20 protein-coding genes are annotated in these 18,200 nt (G+C 70.8%); 6 read left to right on the top strand and 14 right to left on the bottom strand.

Annotated features, from left to right (window positions below):
• Window positions 1-16 precede the first annotated feature (16 nt).
• Complete coding sequence (locus Microterr_RS11795; RefSeq protein ID WP_263797744.1) at window positions 17-967, bottom strand: permease prefix domain 1-containing protein; 951 nt, start codon at window positions 965-967, stop codon at window positions 17-19.
• 5 nt (window positions 968-972) lie between these two features.
• Window positions 973-1,305: a PadR family transcriptional regulator gene (locus Microterr_RS11800; protein ID WP_263797743.1), complete on the bottom strand. Its 333-nt coding sequence runs from the start codon at window positions 1,303-1,305 to the stop codon at window positions 973-975.
• Window positions 1,306-1,423: 118 nt separating this feature from the next.
• Between Microterr_RS11800 and Microterr_RS11805 the strand changes: the two genes are divergently transcribed.
• Window positions 1,424-1,597 (top strand): hypothetical protein, encoded by a 174-nt coding sequence (locus tag Microterr_RS11805; RefSeq protein WP_263797742.1) that lies wholly within the window; start codon window positions 1,424-1,426, stop codon window positions 1,595-1,597.
• On the top strand, window positions 1,594-2,589 hold the full coding sequence (locus tag Microterr_RS11810; RefSeq protein WP_263798760.1) for an o-succinylbenzoate synthase: 996 nt from the start codon (window positions 1,594-1,596) through the stop codon (window positions 2,587-2,589). The genes Microterr_RS11805 and Microterr_RS11810 overlap by 4 nt, the downstream gene beginning before the upstream one ends.
• Here the strand turns inward: Microterr_RS11810 and Microterr_RS11815 are convergent.
• Entirely contained in the window at window positions 2,567-3,211 is a 645-nt protein-coding gene (locus Microterr_RS11815) for a TetR/AcrR family transcriptional regulator (RefSeq protein WP_263797741.1), read from the bottom strand. The two genes, Microterr_RS11810 and Microterr_RS11815, sit on opposite strands and share 23 nt — an antisense overlap.
• A 132-nt stretch (window positions 3,212-3,343) precedes the next feature.
• Here Microterr_RS11815 and Microterr_RS11820 point away from each other — a divergent pair, with 132 nt between their 5' ends.
• Entirely contained in the window at window positions 3,344-6,127 is a 2,784-nt protein-coding gene (locus tag Microterr_RS11820) for an MMPL family transporter (protein WP_263797740.1), read from the top strand.
• A complete protein-coding gene (locus Microterr_RS11825) occupies window positions 6,124-8,268 on the top strand; it encodes a YhgE/Pip domain-containing protein (RefSeq protein WP_263797739.1) in 2,145 nt (714 codons plus the stop codon). Before Microterr_RS11820 ends, Microterr_RS11825 begins: the two co-directional genes overlap by 4 nt.
• A gap of 420 nt (window positions 8,269-8,688) precedes the next feature.
• On the opposite strand, the gene ccsB is transcribed toward Microterr_RS11825, so the two are convergent.
• From ccsB to Microterr_RS11850, 5 genes are read right to left on the bottom strand one after another with little or no spacing between them, the layout of a single operon-like run.
• The gene (gene ccsB, locus Microterr_RS11830) at window positions 8,689-9,723 is read right to left on the bottom strand and encodes a c-type cytochrome biogenesis protein CcsB (protein ID WP_263797738.1); all 1,035 of its coding nucleotides are present in this window, start codon (window positions 9,721-9,723) and stop codon (window positions 8,689-8,691) included.
• 10 nt (window positions 9,724-9,733) lie between these two features.
• A complete protein-coding gene (gene resB, locus Microterr_RS11835) occupies window positions 9,734-11,482 on the bottom strand; it encodes a cytochrome c biogenesis protein ResB (protein ID WP_263797737.1) in 1,749 nt (582 codons plus the stop codon).
• Entirely contained in the window at window positions 11,463-12,323 is an 861-nt protein-coding gene (locus Microterr_RS11840; protein ID WP_281974201.1) for a cytochrome c biogenesis CcdA family protein, read from the bottom strand. The genes resB and Microterr_RS11840 overlap by 20 nt, the downstream gene beginning before the upstream one ends.
• Window positions 12,320-12,907: a TlpA family protein disulfide reductase gene (locus Microterr_RS11845; RefSeq protein WP_263797736.1), complete on the bottom strand. Its 588-nt coding sequence runs from the start codon at window positions 12,905-12,907 to the stop codon at window positions 12,320-12,322. The genes Microterr_RS11840 and Microterr_RS11845 overlap by 4 nt, the downstream gene beginning before the upstream one ends.
• Entirely contained in the window at window positions 12,907-13,536 is a 630-nt protein-coding gene (locus Microterr_RS11850; protein WP_263797735.1) for a histidine phosphatase family protein, read from the bottom strand. Before Microterr_RS11850 ends, Microterr_RS11845 begins: the two co-directional genes overlap by 1 nt.
• 126 nt (window positions 13,537-13,662) lie before the next feature.
• Between Microterr_RS11850 and aspS the strand changes: the two genes are divergently transcribed.
• The gene (aspS, locus tag Microterr_RS11855; protein WP_263797734.1) at window positions 13,663-15,024 is read left to right on the top strand and encodes an aspartate--tRNA(Asn) ligase; all 1,362 of its coding nucleotides are present in this window, start codon (window positions 13,663-13,665) and stop codon (window positions 15,022-15,024) included.
• 2 nt (window positions 15,025-15,026) lie between these two features.
• Complete coding sequence (locus Microterr_RS11860; RefSeq protein WP_263797733.1) at window positions 15,027-15,806, top strand: tyrosine-protein phosphatase; 780 nt, start codon at window positions 15,027-15,029, stop codon at window positions 15,804-15,806.
• Window position 15,807: 1 nt separating this feature from the next.
• On the opposite strand, the gene Microterr_RS11865 is transcribed toward Microterr_RS11860, so the two are convergent.
• From Microterr_RS11865 to Microterr_RS11890, 6 genes are all read right to left on the bottom strand, one after another.
• Complete coding sequence (locus tag Microterr_RS11865) at window positions 15,808-16,107, bottom strand: Dabb family protein (protein ID WP_263797732.1); 300 nt, start codon at window positions 16,105-16,107, stop codon at window positions 15,808-15,810.
• The gene (locus Microterr_RS11870) at window positions 16,104-16,361 is read right to left on the bottom strand and encodes a glutaredoxin family protein (RefSeq protein ID WP_263797731.1); all 258 of its coding nucleotides are present in this window, start codon (window positions 16,359-16,361) and stop codon (window positions 16,104-16,106) included. Before Microterr_RS11870 ends, Microterr_RS11865 begins: the two co-directional genes overlap by 4 nt.
• 14 nt (window positions 16,362-16,375) lie before the next feature.
• Window positions 16,376-16,669 (bottom strand): rhodanese-like domain-containing protein, encoded by a 294-nt coding sequence (locus tag Microterr_RS11875; RefSeq protein ID WP_263797730.1) that lies wholly within the window; start codon window positions 16,667-16,669, stop codon window positions 16,376-16,378.
• Window positions 16,670-16,767: 98 nt separating this feature from the next.
• Window positions 16,768-16,866 carry a 30S ribosomal protein bS22 gene (locus Microterr_RS11880; RefSeq protein ID WP_003792170.1) on the bottom strand — a complete coding sequence of 33 codons (99 nt, stop codon included), beginning with the start codon at window positions 16,864-16,866 and terminating at the stop codon, window positions 16,768-16,770.
• An 82-nt stretch (window positions 16,867-16,948) separates the two neighbouring features.
• Window positions 16,949-17,140, bottom strand: coding sequence for a helix-turn-helix domain-containing protein (locus Microterr_RS11885; RefSeq protein ID WP_263797729.1), 192 nt, complete (start codon window positions 17,138-17,140; stop codon window positions 16,949-16,951).
• Window positions 17,141-17,229: 89 nt separating this feature from the next.
• Window positions 17,230-18,162: a TetR/AcrR family transcriptional regulator gene (locus Microterr_RS11890; RefSeq protein WP_263797728.1), complete on the bottom strand. Its 933-nt coding sequence runs from the start codon at window positions 18,160-18,162 to the stop codon at window positions 17,230-17,232.
• Window positions 18,163-18,200 lie beyond the last annotated feature (38 nt).

Here is an 18,200-nt window from a genome sequence, read left to right on the forward strand (position 1 = left end):
CTGCCCCGGCCGGATGTCAGCGTGCGCGGCGGGCCTTGAGGAAGACGTCGATGATGGCCCAGATGGCGCCGGCCGCGATCCCGAATCCGGCGACGATCGAGACGATCTGGCCGACCTCCGCCCCGTCGTCGGGAATGACCGTCGTCCAGAACTGGGGGTTGATGAGCCTGTCCTGCGACAGCAGCCAGAGCGCCGGCACGCTCGCGACGAGGGTGAGTGCCGCGCTGATGCCGGCGAGCGTCATCGTCCAGCGTCCGACCAGGTACACCACGACCTGGAGGCCGGTCTGCACCGCCATGACCAGGAACAGCCCGCCGAGCCACCATGGCCACAGCCCCGGGTCGAGGAAGCTGATGTCGACACCGGGCACGAAGCCGATGACCTGGTCCCAGATGATGGCCCCGACGCCGACGACGAGTCCGACGACCGAGGTCAGCATCTCCCCGAGGCCCGCGCCCGACTGGCGTGGCTGGGGCAGCTGGTCGAGGGTCCAGGGCACCAGGGCGTCGTCCTCGGTGGCACGGGTGGAGTAGCGCTCGACGAGCACGAACACGAATGTCACCCAGAAGCCGAGGTGCACGATCACCTGGAGAACCACGGTGACGGTCGTGCCGACGATCGACCCGAACGGGTCGCCGGCGAGCGTCATGCCCAGCGCCACGCCGAACGCCGCGAAGGGTGGCACGATCCACATCAGCAGCTTCAGCAGCCGCCACCAGTCGAGGTAGTACTTCGGCCCGATCAGATGCAGCGGACGGTCGGTGTAGCCGGCGGCGAGCTTGTCGGGGTCGCCGAGCCCGGTGAGGACCTCGCGCTCGGCGATCTCAGCCGGCTCGCCGGCTCCGAGCCGCGCGTCGATCTGATCGTCGATGGATGCCCGCAGCTCGGCGCCGAGGTCGGCGCGCTGCCGTTCGGGCACCGTGCGCATGGCCGCCTCGACGTAGCGGTCGGTCAGGGTCGCGTTCATGGTCGTCACTCCTCGGGGAGGGAGGCGATCGCGGCGGCGATCGCGTGGAACTCGGTGGTGAGGGTCGCAGCGAGCCGCGTGCCGGCCGCGCTGGTGCGGTAGAACTTGCGGGGCCTCGCCTCGTCGGTGTTCCACTCGCTCGTGAGGAATCCCTGCTTCTCGAGGCGCCGCAGCAGCGGGTACAGCGTGTTGGCATCGGTGTCGAAGCCGCGCTCGCCCAGCTGCTCGAGCAGTCCGTAGCCGTATCCGGGGACCGCCAGCGTCCGCAGGCAGGCGAGCACGACCGTGCCGCGCCGCAGTTCCTGCAGATGGGTATCGAGGATCTCGTTCTCGCTCACGGATCACACGTTACTGTGTCTCACACACTATTGTCAATCACCCACCGCTGTGTGAATCGCGCACCGGGCGATTGACCCGGCATGGTCGATCAGACACAATCGAGAAAAGGGAGCCGCCATGGGACTGCGCACCAGCTGGAACCGCGTGAAGAACGCGATCTTCGGGAAGCCGCTCAGCCACGAAGAGGCACAGGCGCGGCACGAGGCCCAGGTCGCGACGCAGCGGCAGGCGTCGTCGGTGAACGGCTCCGAGCGCGGCCGCCAGGTGCAGAACCAGTCATATTGGTTCTGACGCTCCCGCCGCTGACCGAGCTCCTCGCGTCGGCCCGTGTGGTCGCCCTCCCGCTGGCGACCCGCTTCCGCGGCATCGACGTGCGCGAGGCGGTGCTCCTCGAGGGCCCGCAGGGGTGGACGGAGTTCTCTCCGTTCACCGAGTACGACGACGAGGAGGCGGCCACCTGGCTCGCCGCCGCGATCGACTACGGATGGCGTGAGCAGCCGCCGGCGCTGCGGACCGAGATCCCGGTCAACGCGACAGTCCCCGCGGTCGCGGCAGCATCCGTCGCAGAGATCCTCGCCCGCTTCGACGGGTGCCGCACCGCGAAGGTGAAGGTCGCCGAGCGCGGCCAGAGCCTGGACGAGGACGTCGCCCGCGTGCACGCCGTGCGCGCCGCCATGGGACCCGAGGGTCGCATCCGCGTCGATGCCAACGGCGGATGGAACCTCGATGAGGCCGAGCACGCGATCCACGCGCTGGCCGACTGCGACCTCGAGTACGTCGAGCAGCCGTGCGCGAGCATCGAGGAGCTCGCCGAGCTGCGTCGGCGCGTGAAGTACATGGGCATCCCCATCGCGGCGGACGAGAGCGTCCGCAAGGCCGCTGACCCGCTCGCGGTCGCTCGAGCGGGCGCCGCGGACCTGCTGGTCGTGAAGGCGCAGCCGCTCGGCGGCGTCCGCCGCGCTCTCGAGATCGTGTCGGAGGCCGGCCTGCCTGCCGTCGTGTCCAGCGCCCTGGACACCTCGGTCGGCCTCGCGATGGGCGTCTCGCTCGCCGCGGCGCTGCCCGACCTGACGTACGACTGCGGGCTCGGCACCGCGGCACTGCTCGCCGGCGACGTGACGGCCACTCCCCTGCTGCCGCGTGGAGGGATGCTGCCGGTCGGCCGCGTCGGCGCAGACCCGTCACTGCTCGATGAGTTCGCCGCGCCGGCGGACCGGGAACAGTGGTGGCACGAGCGGATCGCCCGCTGCCACGCCGTGCTCAGCGCCGCGGCGCCTCGATGATCAGCCGGATCATCAGCGCGAGCACGTCATTGGTGCGCTGGGCGACCTCTTCGTAGGCGAGTCCCGCCATCGTGGCCCGCACCGATTCGCCCTCCCATGCGGTGAGCATGAGCCGCGCCGCGTCGGCGGCCTCGACCCGCAGGACGAGCTGGTTGGACTCGACGATCTCCGTGATCAGCTGCGCGACACTCGTGCGCATCTCCGCGTCCTGCGCGAGGTAGGCGGCGGCCAGCTCCGGTGAGCGCAGCGCGTTGATGCGGATCTCGCTCATCAGCATGACGCCGACGTGGTCGGCCACCGACACGTCGAGGACCAGGGGGATGATCGCCGCGAGGTCGGTGATCTGCGCGCCGAGAGCACCCTCGCACTCGAGCTCGGCGATGCGCGCGCGGACGGCCTCCATGCGCGCGGTGGCCACCTGGCCGGCGAGCTCGAGGAAGAGCTCGTCCTTCGAGGCGAAGTTCGAGTAGAACGCCCCGCGGGTGAACCCGGCACGCTCGCAGATCGCCTCGACCGAGGCGGCGTCCAGGCCGACCTCGGCGAACAGCTGGGCGGCGGCGTCGAGCAGCTTCGCCCTGGTGGTCTCCCGTCGACGGCTGGGCGGGGCGGCCGGATCCGTCATGGTCGACCCCTTTCCACGTCGTGATTCACACCGGCTGCTCAGTTTGAACGGTCAGCGAGTCCTTACGATACACTCATGTATCCGATACAGCGCTGTATCCGAATCTCCTGATCGCACTCTCGCGGAGGCGCCGTGTCTACTCTGTTGTACGCCCTCGGCCGCTGGTCGTACCGCCACTCGTGGCGTGTCCTGGTGTCCTGGCTGCTGCTGCTCGCCCTGGCCGGCGGCGCTGCTGCCGTCTTCATGAAGGGCACGGACAACGCCTTCTCGATCCCGGGCACCGAGGCGCAGGAGGGCATCGCCCTGCTGGATCGGACGTTCCCGCAGGCGAGCGGCACGAGCGCGCAGCTCATCGTCGTCGCCGACGAGGGCGAGAGCGTCGAGGACGAGCCGTACACGACCGCGATCGCCGACACCGTCGCCGCCTTCGAGGACGTCGACGGCGTGATCGCCGTGACCGACCCGTTCGATGAGATGGTCTCCGGCCTGGTCTCCGACGATGAGTCGGCCGCGGTCATCCGACTGCAGTTCGACGGCCAGTCGACCGACGTCTCCGCCGAGACCAAGGCCGAGCTCCAGGACGTCGCCGACGACATGCGCGACACCCTTCCCGACGGCGCCCAGGTCGCGCTGGGCGGCGACCTCTTCTCCACCTCCGTCCCCGCACTCTCGCTCATCGAGGCCGCCGGCGTCCTGATCGCGCTGTTCGTGCTGATCGTCACATTCCGCTCCATCGCCGTGGCCTGGTTCCCCCTGGTCAGCGCGCTGATCGGCGTCGGGCTCGGCATCGCGCTCATCTACGTCTCGACCGCGTTCGCCTCCATCTCGTCGACCACGCCGATGCTCGCGATCATGCTGGGGCTCGCCGTCGGCATCGACTACGCCCTGTTCATCGTCGCGCGACATCAGGACCAGGTGCGCTCGGGCGTCGAGCCGGAGGAGTCCGCCGCGCGCGCGACCGGCACGGCCGGCTCGGCGGTGGTCTTCGCCGGCGTCACCGTGCTCATCGCCCTCATCGGCCTCGGCTTCGCCGGCATCCCGTTCCTCACCACCATGGGCATCGCCGCGGCGGTCACCGTGGCGATCGCCGTGCTCGTCGCCGTCACCCTGACGCCTGCGCTGCTCGGGTTCTCGAAGGGCCGCGTCGTCGGCTGGCCGCGCCGCGCGAGCCGGCGCACGAGCCGGCGCGCAGCCGCCGCGGCGACCGCGACGCGCACCGCCCGCCCGAAGCGCGGCTTCGCCGAGCGCTGGGTCACCGGCGTCACCCGGCACCCCGTCGCCGTCACGGTCTCCGTCGTGGTCGGCCTCGGCATCCTCGCCGTACCCGCCGCGAGCCTCGCGCTCGCTCTGCCGAACGCCGGCATGCAGGCCGAGTCGAGCCCGGCCCGTCAGGCCTACGACCTGACCGCAGAGCACTTCGGCCCCGGCACCAACGGACCGCTCATCATGACCGGCACGATCGTGACGTCCACGGATCCGCTCGGCCTCATGGACGACCTGGCCGCCGAGGTCGAGAAGATCCCGGGCGTCAAGGAGGTCGCCCTGGCGACCCCCAACCAGACGGCCGACACCGGGCTCATCCAGATCGTTCCCGAGACCGCACCGGACGACCCGGCGACCGCCCAGCTCGTCCGCGACCTGCGCGCCGAGCACGACCGCCTGCTCGACGAGTACGGCGTCGACCTGAAGGTCACCGGCTTCACCGCCGTCGGCATCGACATCTCCGACCGACTCGGGGCGGCGCTGCTGCCCTTCGGCCTGTTCGTCGTCGGTCTCTCGCTGGTCCTCCTCATGATCGTGTTCCGCTCGATCTGGGTGCCGATCAAGGCGGCGGTCGGGTACCTGCTCTCGGTGCTCGCGGCGTTCGGCGTCGTGGCGGCCGTGTTCGAGTGGGGCTGGCTCGCCGACGCGCTGCACGTCACCCGCACCGGCCCGGTGATCAGCTTCATGCCGATCATCCTGATGGGCGTCCTGTTCGGCCTGGCCATGGACTACGAGGTCTTCCTCGTCTCCCGGATGCGGGAGGACTACGTCCACGCACGCCGCGCCGCAGGCGGGCGCGGAACCCGCACCATGGCCGTCGGCGCCGTGCGCTCCGGGTTCACCGCATCCGCTCGCGTCGTCACCGCCGCCGCGCTCATCATGTTCGCCGTCTTCGCCGCATTCGTCCCGGAGGGCGACTCGTCGCTCAAGCCGATCGCGCTGGGGCTCGCCGTCGGCATCGCGGTGGATGCGTTCATCGTGCGCATGACCTTGGTCCCGGCCGTGATGGCCCTGCTCGGCGACAAGGCGTGGTGGATGCCGCGGTGGCTCGACCGCATCCTCCCCCACTTCGACATCGAGGGCGAAGCCGTCGAGCGCGAGCTCGCACTGACCGACTGGCCCGAGCACGACTCGACCGCGATCGCGGTGGCCGAGGAGCTCAGCCTGACCGACGAGGACGTCACCGTGTACGACGGCGTCGCCCTGCGCGTCGAGCCGGGCGAGTCCCTCGTCGTCACCTCCGCCGATCCGCGCCGCTCGCGGGCGCTGCTGCTCGGCATCGCCGGCCGGCTCGCGCCCACCGGCGGCAAGCTGCGCGTCGTGGGCCACCTGCTCCCCGAGCGCGCCGCCTGGGTGCGTGCGCACGTGGCCGTGGCGCTCCTCGAGGACGCTGCCGACCCCGTGACCGAACTCAGCCGCGCCGTCCGCGGAGGCGGCCGCCTCATCGTCATCGACGGCGCCGATGTCCTCACCGGCGCGGAGCTCGATCGCGCCGCCGCCGTGCTCCGCGACGCCGACCCGTCGGCCGTCATCGTGTCGGCACGCGATGCCGCCGCCGCCCGCTCCCTGCTGATCGAGGCGCGCCGCGTGAACGCCGGCATCCTCGACCTCGACCATTCCCGCACCGCTGTGACTTCGGAGGTCACCTCATGACGCTCCCCATCGAACGCTCCCGCTCGCGGCGCCCCGTGACGTGGCTGACGATCATCGGCGTGGTGCTGCTGCCCGTCGTGATCGGCGGCATCCTCATCGGGTCGCTGTACAACCCGACCGAGCGACTGGACAACCTCTCCGCGGCGATCGTGAACAACGATGACCCCGTGACCATCGACGGCCAGACGGTGCCGCTCGGCCGCCAGCTGACGGCGGGCCTCGTCGACGGCTCGGATGAGCTGGAGAGCAACCTGACCTGGACGATCTCGAACACCGAGGACGCCGAAGAGGGCCTGGCCGACGGCACCTACAACGCGATCATCACGATCCCGGAGAACTTCTCGGCCGCGGCCACCTCGACGATGCCCGACAGCACCCCCGAGCAGGCGACCATCCAGGTCACGACGCCGCCGGACAGCCTCATCGTCGACGACGCGATCACCTCGCAGGTCGCCACCACCGCCGCCTCCCTCCTGGGCGAGCAGCTGTCGGCGGGCTACCTCGAGAACGTGCTGATGGGCTTCACCACGCTCGGCGACAAGCTGGGCGACGCCGCAGACGGCGCCGGCCAGCTGGCTGACGGAGCCGACCAGGCCGCCGAGGGCACGATCTCCCTCGCCGACGGCATCGCGCAGCTCTCCGGCGGTGTCGGGCAGCTCGCCGGCGGAGCGAGCGAGCTCGCCGCCGGCGCGGACGGCATCGCCTCCGGTGCCGCACCGCTCGCCTCCGGCGCGCACCAGCTGGCCGACGGCACCGCAGCGACCGCGGCGGGCCTCGACAAGTGGGCGACCGGCGCTCGTGGCATCGCGGACGGTCAGGCCGGGCTGGCTGACGGCCTCGACCAGATCGCCGCCGGCGTCTCGGGCCTGCCCGACGTGCCGCCTGAGCTCGCCGATGCCGCTGACGAGCTCGCGGCCAACAGCGAGGCGATCACGGGCACGGTGACCGATGCGGCCGACCAGCTCGCCGCGCTGTCCGCCGACTGTGTCGCCGAGGGCGGATCCGCCGAGCTCTGCGACGCCGTCGCGCAGGTGTCGGCACGCGTGAACGATGCTCTGCCGACCGTGACCGGCATCCTCGCCAACTCCGACCAGATCGCGGACGGGGTTCGTCAGCTCACCGCGTTCGAGCCGACTCTCGTCGCGGCACTCCAGCAGTCGGCCGACGGCGCGCACAGCCTCGCCGCCGGCTCGGACAAGCTCGCCGACGGCGCCGCCAAGAGCGCCGACGGCCTCGGCACCATCGCAGGAGGTCTGTCGGCCGTCGCGAGCGGCGTCGGTCAGCTCGGCGACGGCGCAGCGACCTGGAGTGCCGGCGCACGGACCTGGGCCACCGGCGCGCAGACGCTTGCGACGAAGACGGCGGAGGCCGCCACCGGCGCGGACACGCTCGCCGACGGCGTCGGGGAGATCGCGGACGGCACCGGGGAGCTCGCCACCGGGCTCGACACGGCGGTCGACGGCATCCCGTCGTACACCGATGCCGAGGCGGCTGACCTGGCAGGCGTCGTCGCCAACCCGGTCGTCGCGGAAGGCGCGGGCACCGAGCTCTTCGGCGCTTCGGCCGTGCCGCTCCTCGCGACCATCGCCCTCTGGTTCGGCGCGCTGGCGACCTTCATCGCCCTCCAGGCCGTGAGCCGTCGCACCCTCGTGTCGCGTCAGCCCTCGGCACTGCTCGCGCTGCGTGCACTCGCACCCGCAGCGGGGCTCGGCGCGCTCCAGGGCCTGCTCGTCGCCGGAGTCGTGCAGCTGGCCGCGAGCTACACCTGGGCCGAATGGTCGGTCTTCGCGGGCGTGGCCGTGGTCGCGGGTGTCGCCTTCGCCACGATCAACCAGGCGCTGCTCGCGGTGTTCGGCGGCGCGGGCCGCTGGGTCTCCGCCCTGATCGGCGTCCTCGCGGTCGCGACGGGCGTGGTCTCGACGGTGCCCGGTCTCCTGTCCGGCATCGCCGCGCTGATGCCGACGGCGCCCGCGTACAACGCGATGGTCGGTGCTCTCACCGCCGCGTCGGGCGTGGGCGCGGGACTGGCCGGTCTCGTGATCTGGTCGGTGCTCGGGTTCATCACCACCGTGATCGTGGTCAGCCGCCGGCGGACGACGTCGGTGCGGGCGCTGATGGCGGCATCCCCCGTCACCGCCTGATCGACACGACCCGTTCCGGGGTCAGGTCGGCTGCTCACCGAGCGCCGGACCTGGCCCCGTTTCCGTTGCCCCCGGCATCCCCGCTCGTTCAGGTGGCAGTTGGTGCCGCGTCGGCGCACCGATGCGACCACACCTGCCACCTCGAGGGATGGATGCTGGTGCGCCACTGATTCAGGTGGCAGCTCATGCCGCATCGGCCCCACAGAAGCGACCACAGTCGACACCTCAAGAGCTGGATGCTGGAGCACCACGAATTCAGGTGGCAGTTGGTGCCGCATCAGCGCACCCAAGCGACCACACCTGCCACCTCGAGGGATGGATGCTGGGGCGCCACTGATTCAGGTGGCAGCTCCTGCCGCATTGGCCCACAGAAGCGACCACAGTTGACACCTCAAGGGCCCGGCGGGGCCAGACCTCAGCTCAGCTCAGGCCGGAGTACGCGTGCAGGCCCTTGAAGAACATGTTCACGATGGTGAAGTTGAACAGCACCGCCGAGAAGCCGATGATCGACAGCCAGGCCGACCGCGACCCGCGCCAGCCGCGCGTGGCCCGCGCGTGGATGTAGCCCGCGTAGAGCACCCAGATCACGAAGGTCCAGACTTCCTTCGTGTCGAAGCCCCAGTAGCGGCCCCACGCGTCATTGGCCCAGATGGAGCCGGCGATGAGGGTGAAGGTCCAGAAGATGAAGCCGATGATCGCGAAGCGGTAGGCCAGCGACTCGAGCGCATCCGAGCTGGGCAGTGTCCGCAGGAAGCGCGGTCCGCCGGCAGGCGCGTCGCCCTCGACGGCGGCGATGGCCTTCGCCTCACGCCGCGTCTGCATGAGCTGCAGCACCGAGAGACCGAAGGCGAGCGAGAACAGCGCGGTCGCAAGTGAGGCGACGAAGACGTGGATGACGAGCCACACCGACTTCAGCGGGTCCATCAGCGGCACGACCTCGACGTAGAACGCCAGGCTCGCACCGCCCAGCAGGATCACGACGAGCCCGGTGATGAACGTGCCGAGGAACCGCAGGTCGTAGCGCAGCAGCACGACGAGGTACACGGCCACGATGAGCATCGTGCCGGTGAGCGAGAACTCGTACATGTTCGACCACGGCACGCGCCCCGCGGCGATGCCGCGCGTGATGTCGCCGGCCACGTGGAACAGGAACCCGAGCACCGTCAGCGACGTCCCGATCCGCGCCCACAGCAGGCGGGGGCGCTCCCCCGGCCGGGCCGACAGCTCGGCGTCGGCGACCTGCTCGGCCGCGCGCACCTGTGAGATCGTCTCGCGCCCGCCGACCCCGACCAGCTCGCGCTGGCGGGTCGCCGCATCCTTCGCCTCGACGGCGAGAGCGCCGCGGCGCGACAGGTCGACCGCGTACGCGATGAACGCGAGCGCGTAGATCGTGATCGCCGTCCAGACCAGCAGCACCGAGACGTCGTCGAGCGTGAGGGTTTCCGTACCGGTCATGGCCTCAAGTCTACGCGGGAGCGGATGCTGCGCCCTCTGGCCGATCGGCGCCGTCCGCGTCGCGCAGCGCGCGCTCGAGGGCGTCGCCGTGGCGCTGCTGCAGCTGGTCGACCGCCCCGCCCAGAGTGGGGTCCTCGCCGCGGGCGAGACCGGCGTATTCGACGTGCAGGGCACCGCCCTCGCGGACGACCTTCACCCACATCCGGCGGCGCGGCACGAAGAGCGCGGTGACCAGCCCGGTCAGCGCGAGGATCGCGAAGCCCAGCACCCAGGGGGCCGCGACGTCGCGGTGGATCGACAGCGACACGAACCGCTTCACCGACTCCTCGTAGCCGTCCGCGCCGGCGGGCGCCTCGTTCTCGAACGTCACGGTGCCGAGACCGTTCGGGAGGTCCGAGGTCTCGCCGGGGGCCAGCTCGATCGAGTCGACCCCGGTCTTGCCGCCGGTGAGCTGCTCCATGCCGGTGGGGTCGAGCGTGTAGACCGAGCGGGGTGTGCCGTCGTCGATGCCCAGGTCGCCCGCATACACGTTCAGGGTGACGACCGGGTTGGTCAGCGAGGGGTACACCGACGTCGCGGCGCCGGTGTCCATGAGGAACTGGGTCGGGTAGAAGAAGCCGACGAGCCCGAGCTGCTCGGGCATGCCGTCGGTGACCTTGACGACGCCGAGCGAGGTCATGTTGGTGTCCTGCGGCAGGAAGGGCACCGATTCGCTGAACACGACATCGCCGTCGGCGTCGCGGATGGTGATGGTCGGCGCGTACCCGTTGCCCATCAGGTACACCGCGTCGCCCTCGATGTGCAGCGGGCTGTTCACCCGGACGACGCCCTCGGCAGGATCCTCACCAGGCACCTGCACGGTCAGGTTCGCGGCGAAGTCGCCCGCCTGCCCTGCCGCGTTGGTGCCGGCCGGCTGATAGGTGACGTCGAACTCGTCGAGCGTGAGGGAGTAGGGCGAGAGCTTGTCCTCGTCGACGAACCGTCCGGGGTTGAACGAGGCGTAGTCGAGCATCGTGTTGACGAACGCGCCGCCCTCGACGATGACGGCCTGCCCCGTGTAGGTCAGCCCGCCGCCGACGCCGACGGCGATCAGCACGCCGACCAGCGCGGAGTGGAACACGAGGTTGCCCGTCTCGCGCAGGTAGCCGCGCTCGGCCGACACCGACAGCGCGCCCTGCGCGTCGTAGCGCTCCACGCGATACCCGGACGCCCGCAGCTGCTCGGCCGCGAGCCGGGTCGCCGCCTCCGCGGCGGCGTCGGCATCGGCGCCGGGGGCCAGCTCGACGATCGACGACCGGTGGTCGTCGAGACGCGAGAGCCGTGCGGGAGTGCGCGGCGGACGAGCCCGCAGCGCCTTCCAGTGGTGGGACGTGCGCGGGATCACGCAGCCGATCAGCGAGATGAACAGCAGGATGTAGATCGCCGAGAACCACGCCGAGCTGTACACATCGAACAGCTGCAGCTTGTCGAGGACGGGTGCGAGGTCGGGGTTGTCGACGTAGTACTGCGTCACGCCGTTGGGGTCGGCGCTGCGCTGCGGCACGAGCGAGCCGGGCACCGCGGCGATCGCGAGCAGCAGCAGCAGCACGAGCGCGGTGCGCATCGAGGTGAGCTGGCGCCAGCCCCAGCGCAGCCAGCCGATGGGGCCGAGCGCGGGCTGGGTGATCCGGTCGGCCGCGGACTCCGCGGCGGAGTCGGCGTGGTCGGCGGGGCGCAGCGTCCCCTCGACGGGAGCCCGGTCAGAGCGGGAGTTCGACACTGGGCAGCACCCCCTGCAGCTGGACCATGAGCGACGTCCACACGCCCGACACCATCAGGATGCCGAGGACCACCAGCATCCCGCCGCCGATGAGGTTCACCACGCGGATGTGCCGGCGCAGGAAGGAGACCGAGCGAGTCGCCCAGCCGAAGCCGAGCGTGAGGAGGATGAACGGGATGCCGAGGCCCAGCGAGTACGCGAGGCCCAGGAGTCCGGCGCGCACGGGGTCGCCGAAGCCCCATGAGATCGACAGGATCGCCGTCAGCGTCGGGCCGATGCACGGCGCCCAGCCGATGCCCAGTGCGAGGCCGAGCAGCGGCGCGCCGATGAGCCCGATGTTGCCGCGGACCTGCGGGTGGAGGGTGCGCTGCGCGAAACCGAACACGCCGATGAAGACGAGGCCCAGCACGATGATCACGACGCCGAAGATGCGCGTGAGCAGGTCGGTGTACTCGATGAAGAACTTGCCGGCAGCACCGCCGAAGATGTTGACCGCCATGAAGACGACAGTGAAGCCCGCGATGAACAGCAGGACGCCGCCGAGCAGGCGGCCGCGGCTCGCTTCGACAGGCTCAGCGACCGAGGACCGGTCAGCGACCGAGGCCCGATCGGCGACCGGTGCCTCGCCGGCGACCGTCGTGGGCTCGGCGCCCGACCCGGCCGCCCGGCCCGCCGCGACGACCCGCGCCGGCCGCGGAGCGACCGCGGCGCCGATGTAGCCCAGGTACCCGGGCACGAGCGGAAGCACGCACGGCGAGAGGAACGACACCAGACCCGCGACGAGCGCGATGGGCAGCGCGAGCCACAGCGCGCCGTCCGCGACGATGGCGCCCGCGTTCACGCCTCGGCCTCGACGTCGTCGACGATGCTCGTGAGCACCGACGCGTCCGGCAGCTGCCCGATGATCCGCGCGGCGACCCGCCCCTCGCCGTCGAGCACGAGCGTGGTGGGCGTCGCATTGATCGGGGTCTGCTCGGCGAACGCGAGCTTGATCGAGGGGTCCTCCGAGGCGATGACGCTCGGGTACGGGACGTTGTAGTTCTCGGCGAAGGCGGCGGCGGTCGCCGCCGAGTCCACCGTGTTCACGCCCAGGAACGCGACCTCGTCCCCCGCGGTGGCGGCGTACGCCTTCTCGAGCTCGGGCGCTTCCGCACGGCATGGTCCGCACGCGGCGTACCAGAAGTTCACGACCACCACCTGGCCCGCGTAGTCCTCGTTCGAGACCGCGTCCCCCGCCTCGGTCGAGCCCTCGAAGGCGATCGGGTCGGTGCGGTCGGCGGGGGCGATCTCGACCACGCGGAAGTCGCCCGCGATGTACCCCTTGTTGTCGCCGGAGCGGTACTGCTCGGCGAGCGGGTCGGCGGCGCAGCCGGCGAGACCCGCGACCAGGCCGATGCCGAGCGCGGCGGCGAGGATCCGGCGCATCACACCGCTCCCACGTCGACGGCGCCCGCGGTCGCGGCGGGTTCGGCGTACCCGACCTCGACCCAGTCGCTGCCGCGGCGCTCGAAGCTGGTCACGCTCGACAGCGCGCACCGGCGCTTGCGGGGGTTGTGCCGCAGCGGCTCACCGGCGACCGCGAGATGGGTGATCCAGATGGGCAGCTGGTGGGAGACGATCACGACATCGCCGCCGTCCGCGCGGTACCAGGCGTCGGTCATCGCCGCGTCCATGCGCGAGACGACGCGCACGTACGCCTCGCCCCAGCTGGGCACGGACGGACGGACCAGGTGCCGCCAGTTCAGCGGGTTGAGCAGCGCCCGCTTCATGCGGCGGCCCTCGAAGACGTTGGTGGGCTCGATCACCCGCTCGTCGACGAACGGCTCGAGGCCGAAGATCTCGGTGAACGGCTCGGCCGACTCGCGCGTGCGCTGCAGCGGTGAGCAGACGAGGCTGGCGACGGGGCGCTCGAGGCCCTGGACGTAGTCGGCGGCGGCCCGCGCCATCCGGCGTCCGTCCTCGCTCAGCCGGAACTGCGGGAGGCGACCATAGAGCACTCGGCCGGGGTTGTGGACCTCGCCGTGACGCACGAGATGGAGACGGTCGGCGGGCACCCGTCCAGTCTACGTGCGGCTGTTCTGTGGACGGACTGGGAACGGGATGCGGCGGCCCACCGCATCCGCTCCGCCCGGAAGCAGCCCGAACGCGGGGAAGGAAATGCCCACGTAGACTGGCCGATTGTGAGTGAACGCGTTCTGGTCAAGCAGCTTCAGGGTCTCCCCGACGGTTCCGTCTCGGTGTCGGGATGGGTCGAGACCGTCCGTGATCAGAAGAAGGTGCAGTTCGTCATCCTTCGCGATGAGACGGGCGCCGTGCAGCTGGTCAACCCGGCCACCCGGCCGATCGACCCTTCGGCGGACTCGGGGACCGGCGACGAGCCGCAGGACGCGGACGCCCTCGCGCTGACGTCGCTCATCTCGGAGCTCAGCACCGGCACCTTCCTCACCGTCACCGGCGAGCTCAAGCACGACGAGCGCGTCAAGCTCGGCGGCGTCGAGATCAAGATCGGCGCACTCGAGGTCGCGGCGGCCGCGCTGCCCGAGACCCCCATCGCCGCGGACAGCGGCCTCGACAAGCGCATGGACTGGCGCTTCATCGATCTGCGCACCCGCCGCAACAACCTCATCTTCCGCGTGCAGACCACGCTCGAGCACGCGATGCGCTCGTACTGGGTGGAGCGCGACTACGTCGAGCTGCACACCCCCAAGCTCATGTCGACGCCCGCCGAGGGCAACGCGGAGCTGTTCGCCCTCGAGTACTTCGGCGAGCAGACGGCGTACCTCGCGCAGAGCCCGCAGCACTACAAGCAGATGGCGCAGGCGGCCGGCTTCGGCAAGATCTTCGAGATCGGCGACGTGTTCCGCGCCGACCCGAGCTTCACGAGCCGCCACGCAACCGAGTTCACGTCGGTCGACGCGGAGATCTCGTGGATCGACTCCTACGAGGATGTCGCGGCGATGCAGGAGGAGCTGCTGGCCGCCGCGTTCACGGCGGTCGCCGAGAAGCACGGCGCCGAGATCAAGGAGCTGTTCGACGTCGATGTCGTCGTGCCGACCGTGCCGTTCCCGCGCATCCCCCTCGCTGAGGCGCGCGAGATCGTGAAGGCGCGCGGCTACGACATCCCGCGCACCGACGGCGACCTCGACCCGGAGGGCGAGCGCCAGATCTCGGCCCACGTCCGCGAGACCTTCGGACACCAGTTCGTGTTCATCACCGACTACCACCCCGAGATCCGGCCGTTCTACCACATGCGCAACGCCGAGACCGGTCTCACGAACAGCTACGACCTGCTGTTCCAGGGCACCGAGATCACGACCGGTGCGCAGCGCGAGCACCGCATCGACGTGCTCGAGGCGCAGGCTCAGGAGAAGGGCCTCTCGCTCGAGGGGCTCGCGCACTACCTCGACTTCTTCCGCTACGGCGTTCCGCCGCACGGCGGCTTCGGCATGGGCCTGGCCCGCGTGCTGATGCTGATGTTCGGACAGGACTCGATCCGCGAGGTGACCTTCCTGTTCCGCGGTCCGACGCGCCTGGCGCCGTAGCCGTGCTCGAGGGCACCCACAACTTCCGCGACACGGGCGGCATGCCGCTGACCGGCGGCGGCGCCACGCGGCCGGGTGTCCTGTTCCGCTCCGACGCGCTGGGCGCGCTCACCCCGGCCGGCCTGGCCGCCCTCGCCGACACCCCGATCGGCGTCGTCGTGGACTTCCGCACGCCCGCGGAGCGCGCGATGGCTCCCGACCTCCTGCCCGACGGGCGCCCATTCCAGGTGGTCGAGCTGTCCATCCTCGAGGGGGCGATGTCCGGCATGGCGCAGGACCTCATGCGCAGCGGTGCGACCGACCCCGCCCTCCTCGCGCAGGCGATGGCGCATCTTCCCACCCTCGGCGAGCTGTACGTCGGGATGCTGCAGCACGGCGCCACGGCGTTCGCCGAGGTCGCGCGACTCATCGCGGCGTCCACTGACGACGCCCCGACCGCCGTGCTGGTGCACTGCACAGCCGGCAAGGACCGCACGGGTGTCGCCACCGCGCTGATGCTCGAGGCGGTCGGCGCCGACCGCGCCGCCGTGGTGGCGGACTACGCGGCAAGTGAGACCAACCTCGCGGGGCCGTGGGCCGACGCGATGCTCGCCACCGTCGAGCGGATGGGCGCACCCCTCACGCCGGGTCTGCGGGAACTGGTGACCGGCACGCCTGCGGCGGCCATCGCGCACGCGCTCGCCTGGATCGACGCCGAGCACGGCGGCGCCGAGGGCTACCTGCGCTCCGGCGGTCTCACCGACGCGGAGCTCGCGGCGCTGCGCGCCCGGCTCGCCGCCTGACTCAGAGCTCGAAGTCGACCGCGATCCGCTCCTTGCGGATCGACCCGATGTAGGCGACGACCTCCTGGTGCTGCGGATGCACCTGGTAGGCGTCCAGCCCGGCCTCGTCGTCGAAATCGGCGACGAGCGCGAGATCCCAGTTCGTGCCGAGTGCGAGGGTGTTCGCCCCCGCCGTCATGGTGCGCAGCGTCGGCACCACCCCGAGGAGGGCGTTGAGCTGCCGCGCGGCCTCTGCGGCCTGCTCGGCGCGGACCGCCGGGTCTTCCGCGGCGAGGGTGAAGGCGACGATGTGGCGGATCATGCGGAGAGCTCCTGACTGAGTGCGGCGCGCAGCCGTTCCGGCGATACGCGCCAATGCGCGTGGAGCCGGCCGTCGATGAGGACCACCGGGATCTTCTCCCACCAGAGCGCGTAGAGCTCGGGCTCGTCGGCGATCGAGCGCTCGTCGACCTCGACGGCGTCCTCGGGCAGATCGGCCACGACGGTCTCGACGACCTCGCGTGCCACATCGCAGAGGTGGCAGTCCGGCTTCCCGATGAGGGTGAGGGTGGTCACCCCTCCACCTTATTTCAGCGTTCGGTGGGCAGCCCAGCGGCCACCCATTCCGCGGTGCCGCCGTCGACGTTGACCGCGTCGTGCCCGCGCACGGTGAGCGCCTCGACCACGCGACCGGAGCGGCCGCCGATCTGACAGATGACGTGGAACTCGCCGTCCGGCAGCTCATCGAGGTGCTCGCCGATCGTCGACATCGGCAGGTTCACCGCACCCGGCACGTGCCCGGCGGCGAACTCGTCGACCTCACGGACGTCGATCAGGGGGACGCCGCTGCTCTCGCGCAGCTGCTGCACGGTGATGGACTTCATGACTCACTCCTGCCGGATGGATGCACGAAGCGCCCCCTTCGACGAACCCGTGGACCAGGGTCCATGAGCCGCCGGGGGCGCTTGGTGATGGACGCCGCTTACTTCTTGTTGCGGCGCTGGTGGCGCGTCTTGCGAAGCAGCTTGCGGTGCTTCTTCTTCGCCATGCGCTTGCGGCGCTTCTTGATGACAGAACCCACGGAAAACCTCACTACGTCAGGGGTCTGGGCGCGGATCGTCCGCGCCCGGGATCAGGCACTTGCAGAAATGCCTCGGTCCAGTCTAGCCGACGTCGGCGATAGGACGTTGCAGGGCCTCTGTGACGGCCGTCTCGGGCACCCGATAGCTGCGGCCGAAGCGCACGGCGGGAAGCTCGCCGGCGTGCACGAGACGGTAGACCGTCATCTTCGACACGCGCATCAACTCCGCGACCTCGGCCACGGTCAGAAAGCGCACGTCTGGCAGCTCGGCCATCTCGATGTCCCTTACAATCCCCGGATGTTGCTCAGCCACACTCTATGTGGTGCGCGCGACGCGTGTAAACCTCTGTGACTGCTGTGATCTCACCGAGAATCCGCGCGTGACCTCTCCCGAGCCTCTCGCGCCACCTGGCGCACGACCTTCCGGGCGTCGCGCAGCTGCTTCTCCGCATCGCGCTGGGCACGCTGCGCCTCGCGGTAGCGCTTGTCCCCGGCGATCGCCGCATCCTCTTCCTCGAACAGCGCGCGGGCGGGCACGGCCCCGCTCTTCCGGCGTCCGTCTGCGTCGGCGATGTAGTCCGCGACACCGTCGAGGCTGATCCGCAGCCCCTCCGCGAACGGGTCGCGGTCGGCGACGAAGACGCCCGCGTCCACCGCGGCGCGCAGATCGGGGTAGGAGTCGGCGCTCACGAGCTGTCGGAACAGCGCATCCTCGCGGCGGGTGATCTCCGCCGCATCGGCTCCGGTCTCGCGCATCGACCGCGCGTAGCCTGCCGCCACGATGCCCGCCCATCGCGCGGCACCGGTCACGAGCAGGATCACCGTCATCCGCTCGTCGTGCGTGAGGGGTGTGTCGGCGAGGATGCGCAGTCCCGCATCCATCCAGGCAGCGCCGTTCGGCGTCAGCGGCGACCCGGTGATCGCCACGTCGAGCACCCAGGGATGCCGGTGATACGACGCCAGCTGGGCGCGGTAGAGCTCCTCGAGCCCCGCACGCCAGCCGTCGGCCTCGCGGACGGACTCAGGCGGCGCTCCGGTGGCGTCCTCGTGCATCAGGAGCACGAGATCGTCCTTCGCGCTCACGTAGCGGTACAGCGACATGGGCGTGTAGCCGAGCCGCGCCGCGACTCCCGCCATGGACACCGCCGCGAGCCCCTCGGCGTCGGCGATCTCGACCGCCGCGTCGACGATCTGTTCGACGCTCATCTCGCGCTTGGGGCCGCGCTGCGGATTCGCGGCCACGCCCCAGGCCAGCGCGATCCCGCGCGGCAGTTCGACGTCGTCAGCTTCTGCCATGCCCTCATCCTAGGACTGCGTAGAACCTAAACGGTGTG

The organism is Microbacterium terricola (genome assembly GCF_027943945.1).
In the GTDB taxonomy this organism is placed as follows: domain Bacteria; phylum Actinomycetota; class Actinomycetes; order Actinomycetales; family Microbacteriaceae; genus Microbacterium; species Microbacterium terricola.

What these genes read in the sequence shown, in the direction of transcription:
- Microterr_RS11885 (WP_263797729.1), bottom strand. Translation starts at nt 17,140, where the DNA reads ATGGCCGAGCTGCCAGACGTGCGCTTTCTGACCGTGGCCGAGGTCGCG.
- Microterr_RS11815 (WP_263797741.1), bottom strand. Translation starts at nt 3,211, where the DNA reads ATGACGGATCCGGCCGCCCCGCCCAGCCGTCGACGGGAGACCACCAGG.
- Microterr_RS11825 (WP_263797739.1), top strand. Translation starts at nt 6,124, where the DNA reads ATGACGCTCCCCATCGAACGCTCCCGCTCGCGGCGCCCCGTGACGTGG.
- Microterr_RS11845 (WP_263797736.1), bottom strand. Translation starts at nt 12,907, where the DNA reads ATGCGCCGGATCCTCGCCGCCGCGCTCGGCATCGGCCTGGTCGCGGGT.
- Microterr_RS11890 (WP_263797728.1), bottom strand. Translation starts at nt 18,162, where the DNA reads ATGGCAGAAGCTGACGACGTCGAACTGCCGCGCGGGATCGCGCTGGCC.
- Microterr_RS11805 (WP_263797742.1), top strand. Translation starts at nt 1,424, where the DNA reads ATGGGACTGCGCACCAGCTGGAACCGCGTGAAGAACGCGATCTTCGGG.
- ccsB (WP_263797738.1), bottom strand. Translation starts at nt 9,723, where the DNA reads ATGACCGGTACGGAAACCCTCACGCTCGACGACGTCTCGGTGCTGCTG.
- Microterr_RS11795 (WP_263797744.1), bottom strand. Translation starts at nt 967, where the DNA reads ATGAACGCGACCCTGACCGACCGCTACGTCGAGGCGGCCATGCGCACG.
- Microterr_RS11875 (WP_263797730.1), bottom strand. Translation starts at nt 16,669, where the DNA reads ATGAAGTCCATCACCGTGCAGCAGCTGCGCGAGAGCAGCGGCGTCCCC.
- Microterr_RS11865 (WP_263797732.1), bottom strand. Translation starts at nt 16,107, where the DNA reads ATGATCCGCCACATCGTCGCCTTCACCCTCGCCGCGGAAGACCCGGCG.